17 protein-coding genes are annotated in these 20,348 nt (G+C 72.7%); 2 read left to right on the top strand and 15 right to left on the bottom strand.

All coding sequences use genetic code 11. From position 1 onward, the window contains the following. Positions 1 to 27: 27 nt before the first annotated feature. The 11 genes from KDY119_RS02830 to KDY119_RS02785 form a co-directional block, all read right to left on the bottom strand. Positions 28 to 1,059, bottom strand: coding sequence for an ABC transporter permease (locus KDY119_RS02830; protein WP_051136828.1), 1,032 nt, complete (start codon positions 1,057 to 1,059; stop codon positions 28 to 30). Then, positions 1,056 to 2,027 carry an ABC transporter permease gene (locus KDY119_RS02825; protein ID WP_036953650.1) on the bottom strand — a complete coding sequence of 324 codons (972 nt, stop codon included), beginning with the start codon at positions 2,025 to 2,027 and terminating at the stop codon, positions 1,056 to 1,058. Before KDY119_RS02825 ends, KDY119_RS02830 begins: the two co-directional genes overlap by 4 nt. A gap of 87 nt (positions 2,028 to 2,114) precedes the next feature. Continuing rightward, positions 2,115 to 3,668 (bottom strand): sugar ABC transporter ATP-binding protein, encoded by a 1,554-nt coding sequence (locus tag KDY119_RS02820; protein ID WP_227994494.1) that lies wholly within the window; start codon positions 3,666 to 3,668, stop codon positions 2,115 to 2,117. 137 nt (positions 3,669 to 3,805) lie between these two features. After that, positions 3,806 to 4,912, bottom strand: a complete 1,107-nt coding sequence (locus tag KDY119_RS02815; RefSeq protein ID WP_036953652.1) for an ABC transporter substrate-binding protein — start codon at positions 4,910 to 4,912, stop codon at positions 3,806 to 3,808. Positions 4,913 to 5,058: 146 nt separating this feature from the next. Next, positions 5,059 to 5,835, bottom strand: a complete 777-nt coding sequence (locus KDY119_RS02810; RefSeq protein WP_036954116.1) for a DeoR/GlpR family DNA-binding transcription regulator — start codon at positions 5,833 to 5,835, stop codon at positions 5,059 to 5,061. A 548-nt stretch (positions 5,836 to 6,383) separates the two neighbouring features. After that, positions 6,384 to 8,852: a lysylphosphatidylglycerol synthase transmembrane domain-containing protein gene (locus tag KDY119_RS02805; RefSeq protein ID WP_153021910.1), complete on the bottom strand. Its 2,469-nt coding sequence runs from the start codon at positions 8,850 to 8,852 to the stop codon at positions 6,384 to 6,386. A gap of 50 nt (positions 8,853 to 8,902) precedes the next feature. Next, positions 8,903 to 10,594 (bottom strand): restriction system modified-DNA reader domain-containing protein, encoded by a 1,692-nt coding sequence (locus KDY119_RS02800; RefSeq protein ID WP_153021909.1) that lies wholly within the window; start codon positions 10,592 to 10,594, stop codon positions 8,903 to 8,905. An 82-nt stretch (positions 10,595 to 10,676) separates the two neighbouring features. Next, a complete protein-coding gene (locus KDY119_RS02795) occupies positions 10,677 to 10,985 on the bottom strand; it encodes an MTH1187 family thiamine-binding protein (RefSeq protein WP_036953654.1) in 309 nt (102 codons plus the stop codon). A 66-nt stretch (positions 10,986 to 11,051) separates the two neighbouring features. Further along, positions 11,052 to 11,840 (bottom strand): (Fe-S)-binding protein, encoded by a 789-nt coding sequence (locus KDY119_RS19330; RefSeq protein ID WP_322619632.1) that lies wholly within the window; start codon positions 11,838 to 11,840, stop codon positions 11,052 to 11,054. After that, entirely contained in the window at positions 11,723 to 14,098 is a 2,376-nt protein-coding gene (locus tag KDY119_RS02790; RefSeq protein WP_322619631.1) for an FAD-binding and (Fe-S)-binding domain-containing protein, read from the bottom strand. Before KDY119_RS02790 ends, KDY119_RS19330 begins: the two co-directional genes overlap by 118 nt. 42 nt (positions 14,099 to 14,140) lie before the next feature. Continuing rightward, positions 14,141 to 14,767 carry a GNAT family N-acetyltransferase gene (locus KDY119_RS02785; RefSeq protein WP_153021908.1) on the bottom strand — a complete coding sequence of 209 codons (627 nt, stop codon included), beginning with the start codon at positions 14,765 to 14,767 and terminating at the stop codon, positions 14,141 to 14,143. Between the two features lie 143 nt (positions 14,768 to 14,910). Between KDY119_RS02785 and KDY119_RS02780 the strand changes: the two genes are divergently transcribed. Together KDY119_RS02780 and KDY119_RS02775 are read left to right on the top strand one after the other, a co-directional pair. Next, positions 14,911 to 15,525 (top strand): TetR/AcrR family transcriptional regulator, encoded by a 615-nt coding sequence (locus tag KDY119_RS02780; protein WP_051136830.1) that lies wholly within the window; start codon positions 14,911 to 14,913, stop codon positions 15,523 to 15,525. Then, entirely contained in the window at positions 15,522 to 15,902 is a 381-nt protein-coding gene (locus KDY119_RS02775) for a DoxX family protein (RefSeq protein WP_153021907.1), read from the top strand. Before KDY119_RS02780 ends, KDY119_RS02775 begins: the two co-directional genes overlap by 4 nt. A 30-nt stretch (positions 15,903 to 15,932) precedes the next feature. Here the strand turns inward: KDY119_RS02775 and KDY119_RS02770 are convergent, their stop codons facing one another. From KDY119_RS02770 to KDY119_RS02755, 4 genes are all read right to left on the bottom strand, one after another. Then, positions 15,933 to 16,247, bottom strand: coding sequence for a hypothetical protein (locus tag KDY119_RS02770; RefSeq protein ID WP_051136831.1), 315 nt, complete (start codon positions 16,245 to 16,247; stop codon positions 15,933 to 15,935). Positions 16,248 to 16,386: 139 nt separating this feature from the next. Continuing rightward, complete coding sequence (locus KDY119_RS02765) at positions 16,387 to 16,950, bottom strand: hypothetical protein (protein ID WP_148284270.1); 564 nt, start codon at positions 16,948 to 16,950, stop codon at positions 16,387 to 16,389. A gap of 201 nt (positions 16,951 to 17,151) precedes the next feature. Next, entirely contained in the window at positions 17,152 to 19,470 is a 2,319-nt protein-coding gene (locus KDY119_RS02760) for a YhgE/Pip domain-containing protein (protein WP_153021906.1), read from the bottom strand. Next, on the bottom strand, positions 19,467 to 20,333 hold the full coding sequence (locus KDY119_RS02755) for a hypothetical protein (protein ID WP_194174323.1): 867 nt from the start codon (positions 20,331 to 20,333) through the stop codon (positions 19,467 to 19,469). The genes KDY119_RS02760 and KDY119_RS02755 overlap by 4 nt, the downstream gene beginning before the upstream one ends. Positions 20,334 to 20,348: the final 15 nt, after the last annotated feature.

Genomic DNA, 20,348 nt, shown 5'->3' with positions numbered 1-20,348 from the left:
ACGACGCACCGGCCGGCCGAGCAGCGGTCAGGGCAGACGCCTCACCCGGGTGAGGGTCGTCTGGATCAGCACGACGACCGCGAGGAACAGGCCGTTGGCCAGGTCCGACGCGGACGAGCCGTACTGGGACAGGTGCACGCCGATCAGGTTCTGGATCACGGCCAGGAGCAGCACACCCGCGGCGGTACCGAGGATCGAGCCCGCGCCACCGGTGAGCAGCGTGCCGCCGATGATCACGGCGGCGATCGCCGTCAGCTCGTACCCGACGCCGATGTTCGTGACGCCGGACTGCAGGCGCGACGCGTTGAGCATCCCGGCGGCGCCCGCGACCGTCGCGGACAGCACGTAGACGAGCACCTTCGTGCGCGCCACGGGCAGGCCCATGAGGAGCGCCGCGTTCTCGCTGCCGCCGATCGCGAACAGCGCCTGGCCGAACCGGGTCCGCATGAGCAGGATCCCGCCCAGGACGAACAGGACCACCGCCGTGAGGATCGGACGCCACGTGCCGTCGCCGAGCCACAGGAACGGCGAGCCCTTGGGCACGAGGTAGGTGTCGGTGCCCTCGGCCGAGATGGCCTGCAGGAGGCCGCGCGCGAACAGCATGCCCGCGAGCGTCACGATGAACGGTGCGAGCCGGGCCTTCGCGATGAGCGTGCCCTGCAGCAGCCCGAACAGCGCTGCCACCACGAGCGGGAGCAGGACCGCGACCAGGATGCCGCCGTGCCCCGAGCCCCAGGCCGCGAGCACGCCGCCGAGCGCGAACATCGAGCCCACCGACAGGTCGATCCCGCCCGTGAGGATCACGAAGGTCATGCCCAGCGCCAGCAGCGAGGTGTACGCGTTGCCGACGAGGATCGACTGGAAGTTCCCCCAGTCGGCGAACCCGTCGGAGAACGCGCACGCCGCCACGAAGACGATCACCAGGGAGACGAGACCGCCCTGCTGCTGCGCGACCCCGGTGATCCGCTCGAGCCGGGTCTCGCCGGTGACGTCGACGTTCACCCCGGCGTCGGGCACGGTGGGCCCGCCGGGGCCGCTCGTGGGGTTGAGAGTGCTCATCGTCCGCTCCGTCCCCGCGCCGCGTACACGGCACCGATGATGATGACGGCCTCGACCATCTGGCTGTAGGAGTTCTTCACGTTGTTCTGGATCAGGGTCGCGGCGACGAGCTGCATGAAGACGGCGCCCGCGACGGTGCCGAGCACCTTGATCCGGCCGCCCGTGAGCGGGGTGCCGCCCACGACGACGGCCGTGATGGCGCTGAGCTCGTAGTTGAGCCCGTAGTTCGAGGGGTCGGCGTAGCCGCCGTGCCCCACGAGGAACACGCCCGCGATCGCCGCGAACAGGCCCGAGATGACGTAGACCGCCACGAGGACCCGCTTGACGGGGAGCCCCGCGAGCGCGCTCGCCGCGCGGTTGTCGCCGATCGCGGTCAGCCGTCGCCCGAACGCGGTGCGGCGCACCACGAAGGCCACGACCAGCACGAGGACGACGGCGATCCACACCTCCTGCGGGATCCCGAACCAGCTGTCGAGGCCGAGGGCACCGATCGTCTCGTCGGTCACCGACTTCGCGCTCGCGCCGTTGAGGATGACCGCGAACCCGCGCAGCCCGATCATGAGGGCGAGGGTCGCGATGATCGGCTGGACGTTCGCGACCGCGACCATGAGCCCGGCGAGCAGGCCCGAGACGCACCCGGCGACGAGCGCGACGACGATCGAGAGCCACGGCCCGTACCCCAGGTACAGCGGGATGACGGCCGACGACAGCGCGATCACCGCACCCACCGACAGGTCGATGCCCTCGGTCGTGATGACGAGCGCCATGCCGAGCGCCACGATCAGCACCGGGACGACCTGGAAGGCCTGGACCCGGAAGTTGTCCATCGAGAAGAACGACGGCTTGATCGCGGTGTTGATCGCGATCAGCACGACGATCGCGGCGTACACGCCGTAGTCCTGCAACCAGGTGATCACCCGGTTGCGGTCGAGCACGGCCGGCGTCGGCCGGACGGCGACGTCAGTCATGGGTCTCCTCCTGTGCTGCGCTCTCGATGACCGGCTCGTCCGCAGGCCGGGACAGGTCGGGCTCGGGCGGCGCGTCGGCCAGCGTGGTCATGAGCGTGTCCTGCGTGACGTCGTCGCCCGTGAGCTCGCCGACCACGCGGCCGTCCTTGAGCACGACGACGCGGTCGGAGCCCTCGATGAGCTCGTCCAGCTCCGACGAGATGAGCAGCACGCCGAGCCCCTGCTCGGCCAGCTCGTTGATGACCCCTGGACCTCGGCCTTGGCGCCGACGTCGATGCCGCGCGTCGGCTCGTCGAGCAGGAGCGCCTTCGGGTCGAGGCACAGGCACCGGGCGAGCAGGACCTTCTGCTGGTTCCCGCCCGACAGCTCCGAGACGCGCTGGTCCGGGCCCGACGCCTTGATGCGCAGCCGCTTCATGAAGTAGTCGACGATCTCGTCCTGCTTGGCCCGGTCGACCAGGCCGGCGCGCGTGATCCGCGGGAGCGCCGCGAGGACGATGTTCTCCCGCACGGACAGGCTCGGGACGATGCCCTCGAGCTTGCGGTCCTCCGGGAGCATGACGACGCCGGCCCGGATCGACGCGGCGACCGTCCGCCGCGTCGTGGCTCCACCGATCTCGACCGTGCCACCGTCGAGCGGGAGGGCACCCATGATGGCCTTCGCGGTCTCGCTGCGGCCCGAGCCGAGCAGACCCCCGAGGCCCACGACCTCCCCCGGGCGGATGTCGACGGACACCCCGTCGAGCTGGTGGCGCCGCTGCAGGTCGTGCGCGGCCACGACGGGCGCACCCTTGACCTGGTGCTCGGCGTCCGCGAAACCGGTCGCGCCGTGCTTGCGCACGTCGCCGATCTCGCGGCCGAGCATGAGCGAGACGAGGGTGATGCGGTCCACCGCGGACATGTCGTCGACACGGACGACGGCGCCGTCCCGCATCACCGTCACGCGGTCGCAGACCTGGTACAGCTCGTCGAGCCGGTGGCTCACGTAGACGATCGCGATGCCCTGGGCGCGCAGGCGACGGATGACGCCGAACAGGGTCTCGACCTCGCGCGCCTCGAGCGACGACGTCGGCTCGTCCATGATCACGACGCGGGCGTCGATCTGGACGGCCCGCGCGATCGCGACCATCTGCTGCGCGCCCAGCCCGAGCGAGCGCAGCGGGCGCGCCGGGTTCACGTGCACGCCGTAGTCGCGCAGGATGTCGCGTGCCTCGCGCTTCATGCGCGTCGAGTCGATCAGCCCGTACCGGCGCGGCTCGCGCCCGAGGAACAGGTTCCGCGCGACGCTCATCATCGGGACGAGGTTGACCTCCTGGTAGATCGTGGAGATCCCCGCCTCCTGGGCGGCGAGCGGGCTCGCGAACGCGGCCTCCTCGCCGCGGAGCCGGACCTCGCCCTCGTCGGGCTCGTAGACCCCCGTCATGACCTTGATCAGGGTCGACTTCCCGGCTCCGTTCTCGCCGATGAGCGCGTGCACCTCCCCCGGGCGGACGGCGAAGTCGACGTCGCGCAGGGCGTGCACACCCGTGAACGACTTGTGCAGCCCCGTGACCTCGAGCACGGGGGCTGGGGCGGGGCTGCCGCCCGGTGGCGCGGCGGTCGGCTCGGCGGCCACCGGCTGTGCGCCCTGTGGTTGGACCATCGGTGAGGCCTTTCTCAGCATCGCGGGTACGTCGTCGTACACGGAGGATGGTGCGTCCGTCTTCCTGCGGGCAGGCCGCACGGGTCCCGTGGTCCCGGGAACCCGTGCGGCCGTCCGCACCCCCTCGACGGCGTCCGTCAGTAGACGTCGCCGTTGTCGAGCGCCTGCTGGGCGTTGTCCTTCGTGAAGTGGTGGTCGGCGATGATGACGTTCGTCGGCGTGCCCTTGTCCGAGTAGAAGTCGGTCAGCGCCTGGAAGGCCAGGGGGCCGAAGCGCGGGTTCGTCTCGACGTCGGAGAACATGACGCCGGCGGCGACGTCCTTGACGGCGTCCTCGGTGCCGTCGATGCCGATCACCTGGATGTCCTTGCCGGGGGTCTTGCCCGCGGCCTTGATCGCCTGGATGGCGCCGAGGGCCATGGTGTCGTTCTCGGCGTAGACACCCTTGATGTCCGGGTTGGACTGGAGGATCTGCTCCATGACCTTCTGGCCGGTCGCCTGGTCGAAGTTCGCGGTCTGCGACGCGACGACCTTGAGGTTCGGCGACGACGCCGCGATCTCCTTGGTGAAGCCGTCCGTGCGGGCCTGGGCCACGTTGTTGCCCGAGGTGCCCTGGAGGATCGCGATGTTGCCGCCGTCGGGCAGGGCCTTGGCCATGTCCTGCGCCGCGATCTTCGCCTGGCCGGCGAAGTCGGAGCCGATGAAGCCGATGAAGTCGCTGCAGGCCGTGCCGTTGACGGTGCGGTCGATGGTGAGGATCGGGATCTTCTTCGCCTTGGCCTGGGCGAACGCCGGTGCGAGGCCGTCCGAGTTCTCCGGGGCGACGATGAGCACCTTGGCGCCCTGGGCGATCATGTCCTGGATGTCGGTGTTCTGCTGCTGCACGTTCGCGTTCGCGTTGCGCTGGATCAGCTTGATGCCGAGACGCTTGGCCTCGTCGGTGATCGACTGGGTCTCGGTGGCGCGGAACGGGTTGCTCGTGGACTCCGACTGCGAGAAGCCGACCGTGACGTTCTTGAGGTCGACCTTCTCCGCGCCGTAGGTGGAGTAGGTGCACGACGTGCCGGACGAGCCGGTCGACTGGACCTGCTGGGCGGCGGCGCTGTTGCCGGCCGCGGCGCCGCTGGTGGGCGAGCTCCCGCCGTTGTCGTCCGCGCTCTTGGAGCAACCGGTGAGCGCGAGGGCGAGCGCCGTGCCGGCGACCACGACGACGGACGCGGTCCGTCGCTTGGAGGTGAGAGCCATCATGTCTCCTTTGATCTCGATGGTTCGCGCGACTTCGCGCAAGGTGGGTGATGCGACCTCCACATTGAACACCTATCGATCAGAAGGTGGCAATGATCGATCGTCAACGCGTCACCTTCGTGACCAAACCGTGATCGCTGTGACGGCTATGCGGAGGCGTCGACGGGCGCGACGTGCACCGAGACGCCCAGCGGGCGGAGCTGGGCCAGCAGGTCGGAGTCGGCGTGCTCGTCGGTCACGAGGTGCGTGATCGCCTCGACCGGGACCGTCTGCATCATCGTGTCGAGGCCGAGCTTGGTGTGGTCGGCGAGCACGACGACCTCCTGCGCGGCGCCGACGATCGCGCGGTCGATGCTCGCGGACTGGGCGTTCGGTGTCGAGAGCCCGCGCGAGACCGTGAACCCGTTGCCCGACAGGAACGCCCGACGCACACGGATGCCCTGCAGGGACGCCTCGGCGGCGCTCCCCACCAGCGCGAACGTCGAGCCGCGCAGGGTGCCGCCCGTCATCACGACCTCGACGGACGAGCGCGCGAGCTCCTCGGCCACGAGCACCGAGTTCGTCACGACCGTGAGGTCCTGGAACTTCACCAGCAGGCGCGCGAGCTCGCGCGTCGTGGTCCCGGCGCCCAGCACGACGGCGTCGCCCTCGGACACCAGCTCGGCCGCCACCGCGGCGATCGCCGCCTTCTCGGCCGCCGCGACCTGGCTCTTCTGCTGGTACGTCTGCTCGTGCGTGAGGCCGCCGGGCCAGGCAGCGCCACCCCGCCGACGGTCGATCACGCCCTCCTGCTCGAGGATCCGCACGTCCCGTCGGATCGTCACCTCGGACGCGTCGACGGCCGACGCGAGCTCACGCAGGGAGGCGAGCCCACGGCTCCGCACCTGCTCGACGATCGCCTGCCGACGTTCGAATGCGTGCACGACCAGCTCTCCGTTCCCTCGGCGGCGACGCTCCATCGCCTCGTCGCGACCACCGTACGCGATCCTGATCGATTAACGATCTTGTGAGCACGAACGTGACCGAATCGTGCTCACAAGATGCCCAGATCCCGGAGCCCACGGTCAGCGGCCGGCAAGCCAGCCCAAGTCCGCCGACGGCGACGCCCCAAACGATCAGCGCCGGCGTCACCGCGGGCGACATCCCGACCGCCGTGCCGAACACGGGCTCCGCGCCCGTCAGCTCGCGCGGACGGGCGCGCACCCCGTCCTCGCGGGGCGCAGATCCCGTGCTCGCGAAGTATTCGGACTGCCGAGCCTCGCGAAGTAGTACGGCCGCCGGCATACCTCGCGGAGAAGGTGGGGCGACGGGCGGAGCGGGTGGGAGCGGGGAGGTGGTGAAGGGCGTCGAGGAGTGCGCACGGCCCCCAGGGCCGAAGCACGACAGCCCGAACCACCTCGCCGTACCCACCCGCGAACCGGACCACGCGGGTGTCGCACTCGGCGAACGCAGCGTCGCACTCGGCGAGCGGTCAGACGTACCGACGCCGTTGCAACCACCGCAGTACGAACCAACCCGCGAGCACCGGCAACCAGCACGTGAGGAACCGGTAGAAGAACGCCGTGGGCACGGCGACCTCGGACGGGACGCCGAACGCGGCGAGCCCACCGATGAGCGCGGCCTCGACGGCCCCGACGCCGCCGGGCGTCGGGGCGGCGGTCGCGAGCGTCGCGCCGACCATCGTCACGAACGCCGCGGCCACGAACTTGTTGCCGCCCCCGAACGCCAGGAGGCACGCCCAGAGTGCCGCGGCTGACGCGAGGGTCACGCCGCACGACCCGACGACGGCGAGGGCAAGTCGTCCTGGGCGTCGGGCGAGCGACCCGAGCTCGGCGACGACCTCCCGCAGACGGATCCGCGCCTGCGTGAGGACGGTGCGGCGCAGGCGCGGCACCGCGAGCACCACCCCGACGACCGCGAGCAGCAGCGCGATGACCAGGAGGACCACGGACTTGCCGGGGACCAGGTGCGAGAGGTCGAGCGTCTGCCCCGCGACGACGGCGAGGATCGCGAGCAGCCCGACGTGCGTGACGACCTGCACCACGCTCTGCAGCGCGATGACACCGGACGCCGCGGCGATGGGGAGGCCGCCTGTCTGCGTGAGGTACCGCGCGTTGAGGGCGAGCGAGCCCACGCTCGCGGGCGTCGACGTCCCGACGAACGACGTGGCGACCTGGACGGCGACCGTCCGGCCGGGCGGGAGCTGCGCCGTCGTGCAGGAGCGCAGGGACAGCGCGGCCGCGACCGGACCGAGCGCGGCGATGACGAGCGCGACGACCGCCCACAGCGGGTTCGCCGTGCGGACGGCGTCGACCGTCCGCGGGAGCTGGCCGATCAACGGCAGCGCCACGTACGTGAGCCCGACGAGCAGCACGAGCTGGACGAGCTGGCGGCGACTGAAGCGCGAGAGCTGGTACGTCTGCACGGCCTGGACGTCGCACTGCCGCTCGACCTCGACGCGGACGTCCTCGATGAGGGCGTCGCGCGCGTGCTTCGGGCCGCGCGCCTCGCGGGGCACGACGACGGGACCGAGCCCGCGCGCACCTCGCACCACGAGCTCGGGGCCGAGCCGCGCGACGGCGGTACGCACCGCGGCCTCGGCGCCCGCGACGAGCGCCGCCGTGTACAGGCCCTGGGCGAGGTCGAGGTCGAGCTGGACGTCGGGGGCGGCGATCTGGCCCGAGCGGAAGTCGCTGAGGACGAGCCGGCCGTCGTCGCGGACGGCGAGCGCGGCGGGCCGGACCGCGCGGTGGGCCACGCGGGCACGGCGCAGCGTCGCGAGGTCGTCCCAGAGCTGGTCGAGCAGGTCTTCCGCACGGGCGGCCGGGGCGGTCGCGTCGACCCCGTCGGGGGTCGGTGCCTCGGCCGCGAGCGCAGCCTTGCGCCGCCTGCGTCGTGCCGTCGTGTCCGGGAAGAGCGTGGTGAGCGGTGTGCCGACGGGCTCGGTGGTGCCGAGCATCATCCAGCTCTGCTCCGGCTGACCGACGAGCATCCGTCCCGGCGTGACGACACCCGCGCGCTCCGCGGCGAGCGCGACGAGGGCCTCGTGCTCGACGGCGCGGCGCAGCGACGAGAAGGGCACGGTGTCGCCGGGCCGCCGGAGCGTGAGGAGGCGACGGAGCCGGGCCAGCGCGTCGGCGGTGCGGTCGTCGTCGCTGAGCACCTCGAGCCGGAGCCGGTGCGCGGTCCCGGTGCCGCTCCACTCGTCCTTCGCGAGCTCGACGTGCGCGACGAACGGCCCGCGGGCCGGCGGGTCGAGGCGGACCGCCTCGACCTCGAGCCCGCGGCTCGTGAGCTCCGCGAGGACGGCGTCGAGCGGCAGCAGGCACGACGGCGAACGCACGGCCAGCAGCACCACCGCACCGACGAGGTTGCCGAGCGCGAGCGTGACGAGCAGGGACGCGAGCTCGGTGCCGCCGGCGATGAGCAGCACAGGGACGTAGAGCACGAGCAGGGTCGGGCACGCCCACCGCCACCGGCGCGGGAGCCACGGCCGGGCGACGGTCAGCGCACCGGCCGCCGCCGCGACGAGGCGCGGGTCGAGCGCGATCCCGACGGCGGTGCGGGCCGCCGTCTCGTCGACGACCACGAGCCCCGCGACCACGCCGACCGCCGCCACGCCCGCCGCGAGGACCGCCGCGACCGCCGCGCTCCACGCCCCGACCCACCGCCGTCGGACGAGGACCCCGACGAGCAGGACGAGCACCGCGATCCCGGCGATGCCGGCGAAGGTCGCACGGACGGCGTCGAGCAGGGGCACCGGCATCCGACCGAGGAGCTCGGACAGGTCGGCGACGGACAGCTCCCACGTGGTCCGCCCCAGGATGCGGACCGCGATCGCGGCCGCGAGCCAGAAGCAGGCCGCGACGATCCGGGTCTGGTCGTGCGTGCGGAACCGGCGCGGGCGCAGGAGCGTGCCCTCGACCACCGGCGCGGGCACGCGTCGGTCCGGGACGGTCGTCGGGGCGGTCGGGATCGGTGCTCCGCGGGTCAGGCGAACTGTTCGCGGAACAGGTCGGTCAGCGAAGGCCCGGAGTCACCGAGCCGCCACACGTCCCAGCCGTCCTCGCGCCGGGACCCGACGGCGGCCGTCGCGGCGGCGTCGGGGTTGCGGTAACGGCCCGTCCCCGGGAGCTCGATCTGCCCCTCGGGGTGCAGCACCGCCTCGAACCGCTCGCCGCGGCGGGGCCGCGACCACACGAGGTGCGTCGGGGCGCCGAGGTGCTGCGCGAGCATGAACAGGTCGGGGTCGTCGTCGGCGGGGTCGCCGTGCAGCGGGAGCTGCGGCGACGGCACCGGGAGCGGCGACGACACGGGACCGGAGAGCGAGAGCGACGACGACACGCGGTGGACGGATGCGTCGAGCGGCGCCGTCGCGTGGTCGGTCGGGTGCGCCGGGTGCGCGTCGGACAGGGGCACGACCCCGGCGCCCGGCGCGGCGGTGGGGGGCGGCGGGGCCGATCCGAGGAGCGGGTCGGAGCCGTGCTCCGCGGCCCGACGACGCTCGGCCCGCGAGCGCCGGGGCGGTAGCGAGGCCGCCGAATCCTCCTCGCCTGGCGTGAACGAGGCGTTCGACGACGGCTCGGCCGGCGCCGGCTGTGCGGCGGCTCGGACGGCCGACCGGCTCCGCGGCAGGTCGTCCTCGACGGGCGGGCGGGACAGCATGGGCGGCGGGGGCACCGGCGCGGAAGCGGCGGCGGCCCGCGCTGCGGCACGGGTCGAGACGCGCGTCGGCCCGGAGCCCGTCGTGGTCGGCTGCGCCGAGCCCTGGGCGGGCGCGGGCTCGTTCGCGGCAGCCACGGCGCCCGCGGCCGGGGCGACCTGCTCGGTCGTCGAGAACGAACGCCGGTTCGGCAGTCCGTACCGGTCGGAGAGGGCGGAACGCTCGGGCAGCGCCGAGACGCGCTCGGGCGCGCTCGCGGGGGCTTCGTCGGCCGGGACGGCTGCGGTGCCCGCCGTGGTCGCCGTCGTCCCGTTGACGGCGGTGGGCGCGACCACCGGGCGGCGCAGGGCGGGACGGATCGTGGTCGCGTCGGCGAGGTCGTCGTCGGGCACGGCGTCCGTGCGGGCCGCGGCGACGGAGCGGGACGATGCGTCCGCGCCTTCTGGACGGCGCGCGCCGTGCAGCGGTTCGACCTCGACCAGCCGACGCCCGTCGGGCCCGGTGACGACACCCAGCCGGAGCGCGGTGACGGCCCGGTTGGTGACGCGGAGGAAGTCGAGGGCGTCGGTGACCGCCGGGTCGACCTGGGCGCAGAGCAGCAGGAGCCGTGAGCCCTCGCGCTGCCCCCGGGTGCGCGCGATGGGCGACTTGCGACGGAACTCGTCGTACGCGCGCTCGAACGCGGGCAGCCCTTCGGGGAAGCGTTCCGCGACCTCGGCGAGCGTCAGCCGGCCGGCACGCCCCGCGTGCGCGAGCGCGAGCGCGAGGGACGAGGCGTCGAGGCGAGCCACCATCTCGATGACGACGGGGTGCCCGGCAGCGTCGAGCGCGAGCAGGTGCGGGGCGTCCTCCGGGCGTTGGGCCGGGGTGCGTCCGACGACGGGGAAGATCTGCTCGCCGAGCAGCCGCGAGACGTGGTCGTCGACGACGGGCTCGGCCGTCCGGATGAACGCCGTGTCGCCGGGGGCGAGGGGTTGCACGAGGGCGGAGCGGCGCGCGTCGACCTCGAACAACGGCATGACTCAGCTCCCACGTGCGGCGGACCGGCCTCGGATGATGTCCGATAGCGTAGCCGCTCGCGCCCGCCGGTCGAGGGGCGAGTCAGTCCTCGTCGGCGAGGAGCCGCTCGACACGCCGGACCTTGCCGTCGAGCTCGCCCACGTGGCCGGGCCGGATGTCGGCCTTGAGCACGAGCGACACGCGCGGCGCACCGGCTCCCGCGGCCTCGGTGGCGCGCCGGACGATGTCCATGACCTCGTCCCACTCCCCCTCGATCTCGGTGAACATCGAGGTGGTGCGGTTCGGCAGCCCGGACTCGCGCACCACGCGGACGGCGGCGGCGACCGCGTCGGACACGGAGCCGTCCTCGCCCGCCGTGCCGGTCGGGGAGACGGAGAACGCGACGATCATGCGGCCATCGTGCCACGCCCCCGACCGGCCGGCGCCGCTCGGGCGACGTCGTGCGCGTGCCGGGGCCTAGAGCCGGTCGGCGAGGAGCTGCGCGAGCGCCTTGCCCTGCACGTCCGCGAGGTCGGACGCCTGCGTGCGGCACGAGAACCCGTCGGCCAGGTAGACGCGCTCGCCGTCGTCGGACCCGCGGGACGGCAGGTCGCGCAGCGCTGGCAGCAGGGCCCGCTCTGCCACCGCGACCGACGTCTCGTAGTGGCCCTTCTCCATGCCCCAGTTGCCGGCGAGCCCGCAGCACCCGGCGAGCACCTGGATGTCCGCGCCGCCCTCGCGCAGCAGGCGCTCGTCCGCCTGGAACCCCATCACCGAGTGCTGGTGGCAGTGCGGCTGGACGACGGCCGTCACGTCGGACAGGTCGGGGACCTTCCAGCCGGACTCGGCGTCGGGCGCGGTCACGGGGTCGGTGAGCAGCTCCGCGAGCGTGCGCGTCGCGGCGGCGACGGCCTGGGCACGCGGGTCGTCGGGGAACAGGTCGAGCAGGTCGGAGCGCAGCACGGCCGTGCACGACGGCTCGAGCCCGACGATCGGCAGCCCGTTGACCGCGAACGGCCCGAGCACCTGGAGCAGGTTCTCCAGTCGCTTGCGGGCGCCGTCGAGCTGGCCCGTGGTGATCCAGGTGAGGCCGCAGCACGCGTCCTGCCCCGGTACCACGACGTCGTACCCGGCTGCGTCGAGGACCTTCAGCGCCGCCTGCGGCACCTCGGGCGAGAGGCCGTCGCTGAACGAGTCGGCCCACAGCACGACGCGCGGACGCTCGGGCGCGTCGGTGCGCGCGCCGCCGGACCGCGCGTCGGGCACGCGGCGCTCGGACGCGACCTCGACGGGGACGCCGTTCGTCGCCCCCCGCGGCGGTACCAGGTGCGGAACGGGATCTCCGCGAACGGCAGCATCTGGCGGCGCGGGTCCATCCCGCCGGACCACAGCACGGCCTTCGCGATCGCGCGGTTCCCCAGCACCCTGTTGACGAGGCGGGGTGCCACGTTGACCACCCGGAGCCACCGCGGCAGCCAGCCGAGCACGTAGTGCGTGACCGGGCGGACCCGGTTCTTGTACGCGCGGTGCAGCACCTCGGACTTGTACTGCGCCATGTCGACGCCGGCCGGGCAGTCCGACGAGCACGCCTTGCACGACAGGCACAGGTCGAGGGCGTCGTGCACCTCGGGCGCGCGCCAGCCGCCGGTGACGAGCGAGCCGTTGATCATCTCCTGCAGGACGCGCGCGCGGCCGCGGGTGACGTCCTTCTCGTCCTTCGTCGCGAGGTACGACGGGCACATGAACCCGCCCGACGCCGACGTGTCGGCCCGGCACTTGCCGACGCCGACGCAGCGGTGCACGGCCTGCGTGAAGTCACCGTGGTCGTGCGGGAACGCGAACCCGATGGGCTCGCGGTACGCCTTGGGCTTGGCGAGCACCGGCGCGGCCTGCGGGCGGCGGAGGTCGACGTCGAGCGGGTTGGGCCGGACCAGCACACCAGGGTTCAGCAGGTCGCGCGGGTCGAAGAGCGCCTTGACGCCCTCGAACGCGGTGATCGCGCTCGGTGAGTACATGACGGGGAGCAGCTCCGAGCGCGCGCGGCCGTCGCCGTGCTCGCCCGACAGCGAGCCGCCGTACTTCGCGACGAGCATCGCGGCGTCGGTCATGAAGGTCCGCAGCACCGAGCCCGAGGTCTCGAGCGGGATGTCGAGGCGCAGGTGCACGCAGCCGTCGCCGAAGTGGCCGTAGGGCAAGCCGTCGACGCCGTACTGGGCCATCAGCGCCTCCAGGTCGCGCAGGTACGCGCCGAGCTGGGCGGGCGGGACGGCCGAGTCCTCCCAGCCGGGCCACGCCTGCTCGCCCGCGGGGGTGCGCCCCGCGAGCCCGGCGCCGTCGGCGCGGATCTGCCACATCGCGCTCGCCTCGGGGCCGGCGGGGATGATGCGGGTCGCGCTCGTGCCCGACGCGGCGACGATCTCGAGCGCCCGGGCCATCGCCGCGTCCGCCGTCGCACCGCCGACCTCGACCATGAGCCAGCCGCCGCCCGGGGGCAGCGCCGGGACGGTGTCGGCACCCTTGGCTCGCCGGACGACGTCGACGAGCCGCGCGTCGAGGCCCTCGATCGCGAGCGGGTGGTGCTCGAGGAGCGCGGGGACGGCGTCGGCGGCCTCGGCCATGTCGGGGTAGCCGAGCACGACGAGCGTCGGCGCGCCCGCGACGGGCACGAGGTTCACGGTCGCGCCGAGGACCGTGACGAGCGTCCCCTCGGTCCCGACGAGCATCTTGGCGAGGTCCGAACCGCGCTCGGGCAGCAGGTGCTCGAGCGAGTAGCCCGAGACCTGGCGCCCGAACCGGCCGAGCTCGGTGCGGACCAGCGCGAGGTTGGACCGGACGAGGTCGGCGAGGCCGGGGATCGCGCCGAACGTCGGGTCGCCCGCGCCCGCGGTGAAGCGGTGCCCGCGGCCGTCGACGACGTCGAGCTCGACGACGTTGTCCGCCGTCCGCCCGTACGCGACCGCGTGCGGGCCGCACGCGTTGTTCCCGATCATGCCGCCGAGGGTCGCGCGATTCTGGGTCGACGGGTCGGGCCCGAAGCGCAGGCCGTGCGGCGCCGCGGCCTTCTGCAGCGTCGACATCACGACGCCCGGCTCGATCCGCGCGGTCCGCGTCTCGGGGTCGACGTCGAGGACCGCGTTCACGTGCCGGCTGAAGTCGATCACGATCCCGGGACCGACCGAGTTGCCCGCGCAGCTCGTCCCCGCGCCGCGCGACGTCACGGGGACGGCGTGCTCGCGCGCGACCTCGAGGACCGCCTGGGCCTCGTCGACGGACCGCGGCAGCACCACGACGTCGGGCACGACCCGGTAGTTCGAGGCGTCCGTCGAGTACTCCGCCCGGCGCAGCGACGACGTGTCGACGACGAGCCCCCCGGGGCCCTTCTGCCGCTTGGCCTCGTGCGGGACGCCGAGCGCGCGTCGCAGCGCCGTCGCCAGCTCGTCACGGGCACGTTCGGAGGACAGGGACCGCGTGGCGCTCGAGCTGGGATCGGTCGGGGACGGGCGCTGAGGGAGGTCGACGGTCACGCGTCGATTCTGACACCGAGCCCGCGTGCGCTTCTCGCGCGCTCAGGATCCGGCCGCGCGCACCCAGCGGGTCGTGGTCTCGACGACGCCGCCGCGAGCCGTCGTCGTCCGTGTCTCACCCGCCACGAACCCGGCACGCCGCGCCACCGCCTCGCTCGCCGCGTTGCCCTCGAGCGTGTAGAGCCGGACCTCGTCGTGCCCCGTTGCCAGCGCCCAGTCGGCGAGCGCCACGACCGTGCGCGTCGCGAGCCCCCGCCCGCGCCCTGCAGGGAGCAGCGCGTAGAAGATCTCGGGCACGCCCTCGGGGACGGTCGTGCCGGCAGACCCCACGACCTGGCCGTCCGGGCCGACGACCGCGTACCGGTACGCGACCCCGTCCTGTGCCCGCTCGAGCGAGCGGTCGACGCGGCGGCGGGCGTCGTCGTCGGACAGGTCGGGTGGGTAGTAGGTCCACCGCGGCACGTCCGGCGTGCGGGAGAGCGCCTGCTCGAGCCGCCAGTCCTCGGGGACGAGCGCGCGCAGGCGCCCGGGCGGGTCTCCGGGCAGCAGGACCGACGACGGCGGTGCGGTCGCGAAGCGCGGCGCGCCTCCCGCAGGGGTCGCCGCGGGCCCGGTGGCGGCCGCCACGAGGTCGCGCCGCGGGGTGTCGGAGGGGGCGTCGTCGGGCACGGGGACAGCCTACGGACGCCGAGGGTGACGCTCCGCTCGCCGGGGGTGACGCTCCACCGGTGTCCGAGCGAGATCTTGCCTCTTCATGAGCTCGGACCTATGGTGAACGTGTTCATTGAACATGTTCATCGAATGGAGCCCGCATGGTGCCCACCCGCCAGGAGATGCGCGCCGAGACTCATGCACGCGTCGTCGCCGCGGCCTCACGGCTGTTCCTCGAACGGGGCTACCGGGCGACGACCGTCCGCGACGTCGCCGCCGCCGCCGGGGTCAGCGTCGGGACGGTCATGACCGTCGGCGACAAGGACGCGCTGCTCGTCGCCACCTTCGACGCCCTCATCGGCGAGCTCCAGGACGCCCCACGACCCGCGCCCGACGCGGGCTCGCGCGACGCCCGGCCGGACGACGTCACCGACGCCGTGCTCGCCGTCGTCGACCCGTTCCTCAGCCTCTTCGCGACCCACCTCGACCTCGCGCGCGAGTACGGCGCGATCCTCATGTCCGGGCGGCACCCGGGCGGGGTGTTCGGCGATCTCGTGCCGGGGTTCCTCGCCCGGATCCAGGCCGCGCTGGAGCACTCGCCCGACCACCCGTCGGACCCGGCCGCCGCTGCCCGGACGATCTACCTCGCGTACCTCGGCTCGCTCTTCGCCTGGGCCGGCGGGGGGACCCCGAACGCCGACGCCGCCCGCGAGGCGCTGCGCGACGTCGTCACCTTCGTGGCCCACAGCCACCCGACCCCCGGAGCACACGCATGAACCACGCCCCCGACGTGTGGTGGCCCGCCGTCCTGCTCGCGGCGGCGCTCCTCTCCGACGCGCTGATGTCGCTCCGGCCGCCCGCGTTCATCCGCGACTGCCTCACCGGCGTCGGGTTCCCGCGCGACTGGTGGTGGGTCTTGATCGTCATCAAGCTCGCCGCCGTCGCCGGCCTGCTCGTCGGGCTGAGCACGCCCGGGCTGGCCGTCGCCGCGAGCGCCGGAGCGGTCCTCTACTTCCTCGTCGCGGCCGCCTCGCACGTGCGCGCACGGTTCCTCACGTCCGCGTTCTGGGTCAACTGCCTGGGCATGCTGGCGCTGTCGGTGCTGGCGCTCATCGTCTCGGCTAGCCACGTCCTGACATTGTCAATTGAATAGAGGCAGGTGCGCACACGTTCGGCCGCACCATCAGCCCGCGCCCATCACAGCCGCCCGCGCACGTTCCGTGAGTTTCATCACGTACGGCAGCTGTCTCAGATCTTCCGGCGCGACCATCGCACCGCGCGCCTGCGCACGCGCTGACAGCGCGCGCCATGCATGCGCCTCACCTGCATCGAGGTCCATCTCGTCCGGCAGGACGGCCATGAGGGCATCCCGCAGGACGATTTCTTCCAGTGAGACCTCTATGCCCGAATCAGACCCGAATATCTCGGTTGAAAATCCGCGATCCCCTCGATACAGCAGAACCGTTTCCCCGGTATCCAACTCCACAAACTCGTCCACGAGGAACGACAGCAGATTTCCACTGCGAGTGTTGAGATCACAAATCCCGCCCACTGCGACTACTCGAGACATGGCTACGCCACCGGGATTGCACTCATAATCACAGCAGCTTTGATTGCGGCCATGACGGACATCCACATTACCATGCGGGCTCGCAGAAAATATTCGTCTTTGTGCCGTAGGTGTAACCCTTGGGATCATTGACGCCAACCAGGTCGACGTCAACAAACCCCTGCCATCCGACGAGCTTCTTGCCTGCGCAGACAACGCGGGCGTTTGCCCTCTTAGAAGTCCCCTCCTTGACCGTCCGACTATTTACGGAAACTGTCACCCATCCGCAAGCGAGACCACAATAGTACGCCTGACTATAGACCGTCACTTTTGCCTTCGTGGGGCAAGTGCCACCGACCTTGCCCCACCAACCGTGGACCGACGCCTGGACGGAGACGTGAACGTTGTCGACGCTCTGATTGTACTTGCAACTTCCCGCAGTGATCGGTGCGGACGTGAGCATCGGTACGACAGAAAGTCCGTCATACGGAACGAACTGGCCCGGAGGAAGATCGGACGGAATCTCACTAGCGAGCGTGCCAGGGAACTGTTCGCCATCCGGTTCTGCGGACGAACTGGCTACCGACATCGACACCATTGCCAGCGCCAGCGCCAGCGAGACTGCTGCAGAACGAAGGCCAATTCGCGCCACGTGAAACCCTCTTCCCACCTTGGACTAATACCCGCACACAAACCACCAGTCTCGCATTTCCGAGACAGGCAGTCGCAACTCGGCGTCTAGATTCGCACATGGCGGACTCAAAGGCAAGCAATTCAGGACACAAGTGGCTCACCATGACTTGCCGTTGGCGCCAGGACCCTCGATCTTGCCCGGCGGGCCGAAACATCGCCCTCACAAGACGAGCTCGGGCTCGAGCTGGAGCGCCCGCCAGACGCGTTGGCGGCGCGCCGCCCACGTCGTGAGCCCGACGGCGACGACGAGGAAGCCGACGATCACGGCGACGTCCCGCCAGACGGTGCCCATGTTCCCGCCGAACAGGAGCTGTCGGAGCCCCTCGACGGAGTAGCTCATGGGCAGGAAGCGGTGGAACGTGCGGAGCGGTTCGGGGATCGTCTGCCACGGGAACGTGCCGCCGGCCGTGACGAGCTGGGTCAGCATGAGCACGAGCCCGAGGAACTGGCCGGCGGTGCCGAGGTAGACGTTGAGGGTCTGCAGGATCGCGGCGAACGTGATCGCGACGAGCGCGAGGAACAGCCCGGTGAGGAGCACGTGCTCGACGTGCACGCCGACGGCGAGCGCCGTGACGGACAGCATGACGACGACCTGGACGATCGCGAGGAGCGCGGGCGTGAAGAGCCCGCCGAGCGTGGTGCGCAGGGCGCTCCGCCCCACCGCGAGCGCCCGCTTGGACAGGGGCTTGACGATGAGGAACGTGACGTACGCGCCGATCCACGCCGCGAGGGACAGGAAGAACGGCGCGAGACCGGCGCCGTAGCTGCCCGCCTTGGAGAGCTGCTGCGACACGACCTGCACCGGGTTGGCGATCGTCGAGGCGGTGGCCTCGCGCTGGTCGTCGCTGAGGTTCGGGACCTGGCCGAGGCCCTGTCGCAGGCCGTCGGCGAGCTGCTGGGTGCCGTCGACGAGCGAGCCCGCGCCCGTGTGGAGGGTGTGGGCGCCGTCGGCGAGGTCGCCTGCGCCGTCGGCGACCTTCGCGGTCCCCGTGGCGAGCGACGACGCGCCGGACGCGAGGGTCGACGTGCCTGACGCGAGCGACGCGGCCCCCGTGTCCAGCTCCTTCGCGCCTGACGCGAGCCGTCCAGCTCCGTCCGACGCCTTCTGGGCGCCGGAAGCGAGCGACGAGGCCCCGGTGTGCAGCGTCGTCGCGCCGTCCGCCAGGTCGTCCGCGCCCGACGCCGCCTTCGCGATGCCCTGCGTGAGCGCGGGCGTGCTCGACGCGAGCGTGGACGCACCGTCGGCGACCTGCTGAGCGCCCTTCGCGAGCTGGTCGACCTTGCCGACCTGCGTGTCGAGGTCGCCGACGCCGTCGCGCACGGACTGTCCCGCGTCGTCGAGCCGGGCGAGGACGTCGTCGGCCTGGGCGCGCGTGAGGACGCCCTGGTCGACGAGGTCGTCGAGCTGGTCGGAGATCGTCGCGCGGGCGTCGTCGAGCCCGTCCACGGCCGAGTCGGCGGCGTCCTTCACCTGGTCGGCGACGTCGGAGAGCCGGGCGTTGCCGTCCGCGACCTGCTGCGCGCCGTCGGCGAGCTTCGACGCCTGCGTCGGCAGGTCGGCGGTCTTGGACCGCAGCGTGTCGAGGCCGCCCGCGAGCGTCCCGGCACCGTCCGCGAGGTCGGAGGCGCCGGACGCGACCTTCGTCGCCCCGGACGCGAGGGCCGGCGTCTGCGACGCGAGCTGCGACGCGCCGTCGGACAGGGCCTGCGCGCCCGAGGCGAGCTGCGTCGCCCCCGCGTGCGTGGACGCGGCCCCGTCGGAGACTTGCCGCGCGCCGTCGGCGGCGTCGCTCGCGCCCGTCGCGAGGGTGGCGGCACCCGAGTCGAGCGACGCGGCGCCCGTGTCGAGCTTCTTCGCGCCGTCGACGAGCTTGTCGGCCCCGGTGACGGCGTCCGCGAGGTTGGTGTGGATCGACGCGAAGCCCTGCAGGAACGTGTCCGCGGCCTGCGTCCCGACCTTCTGCGCGAGCGTGTCGCGGACCTGGCCGACGATCGTGTCCGCGATGGTGCGCGCCAGGTAGTTGTTGGCGTCGTTCGTGACGAGGGTCAGGCTCGCCTGGCGCGGGTCCTGCGTCGACGGCGAGGCGAGGTCCGCGGAGAACGTCGGGCCGAGTATCAGCGCCGCGTCGAACCGGCCCGACCGCACCCCGCGCTCCGCGTCTTCCTGGGTCGTGCGGACCCAGTCGAAGCCGCCGTCGTCCGTGAGCTCGTCCGCGACCTCGTCGCCGTAGTTGTGGTGCTCGGTCTCCCGATCCGCGGCGTCGGTCCCGGCCGCGCTCACATCGACGTCCGTCCCCTCGTCCTGCACGACGACGGCCGCCGGGACCTTGTCCAGGTGGCCGTAGGGGTCGAAGTTCGCGAACAGGTAGAGCCCCGCGTACAGGGACGGGATCACGGCGAGCGCGATCATCGCAAGCTTCGGCAGCGTGCCGGACAGGTTCCGGCGGACCTCGGACCACCCGAGTCGGAACACGGTCATCGGTCGGCTCCTTCGGCGGGGGCGTCGGTGCGGGGTTCGGGTCCCGGCTCAGGTCGGGGCTCGGGCCCGACGACGTCGGGCAGGTTCTGCGGGTCGGCGGGCGGCGGGAGGACCTCGGTGTCGTCGTCGGTGGTGGTGGTGTCGGCGTCGGGCTCGTCGGAGAGCGACTCCTCGGGGGCCACGGGCTCCGCGACCGCGAACGCCCGGCGCAGCGCGACGAGCGGCGGCTCGGTCCGCGGGTCGACGGTCACGTCGGGCGGGATCTCGGCGCCCAGCAGCCGCGCCGAGGCGCGCGAGCACTGGACGAGCACGCCGTACCCGGCGGCCGCGGCGTCGCAGGCGACGGCCCACCAGCCGGCGGGCGCTCCGCCGTGCCGGTCGGGCAGCGTGAGGACGAGGAAGTGGACGTCGGCCCGCTCGGCGGCGAGCGCCACGAGCATCCTCGTGCGGGTCAGGGCGTCGAGCTGGTCGACGCGCAGCCCGGCGACGTCGTCCAGGCCGTGCGTCGCGATCCAGGCGGCGACGTCGCGGGGCAGGGTGCGTCGTCGGGCGAGCGCGAGGTCCTCGGCGACGTGCGTGCGAACCGGGATGGACTCGACGGGCTCGGACACGCCCGGCACGTCGACGACCGCGGTGACGTCGGCGAGCGTGAGCGGGGGGTCGGCCGGCGGCGCGTCCTCGAGCGTGACCGTGCCCGACGACGGCACGAGCCGGCCGGTCGCAGCAAGGGCGAGCGCGGTGTGCCCGTGCCCGGGCTCCGCGGCGACGAGCACGGCCTCGCCGGTGCGCCAAGTGAGGGAGAACGGCGCGAGCATCGGGTCGCGCCGACCCTGCACGGCGACCCCGTCGAGAACGATCTGCATGCGTCCACCTCGGTG

It is taken from the genome of Luteimicrobium xylanilyticum (assembly GCF_009429125.1).
Classification (GTDB): domain Bacteria; phylum Actinomycetota; class Actinomycetes; order Actinomycetales; family Cellulomonadaceae; genus Luteimicrobium; species Luteimicrobium xylanilyticum.
Note: the sequence above shows the minus strand (reverse complement) of the source record. Positions and strands in the feature narration are given on the sequence as shown.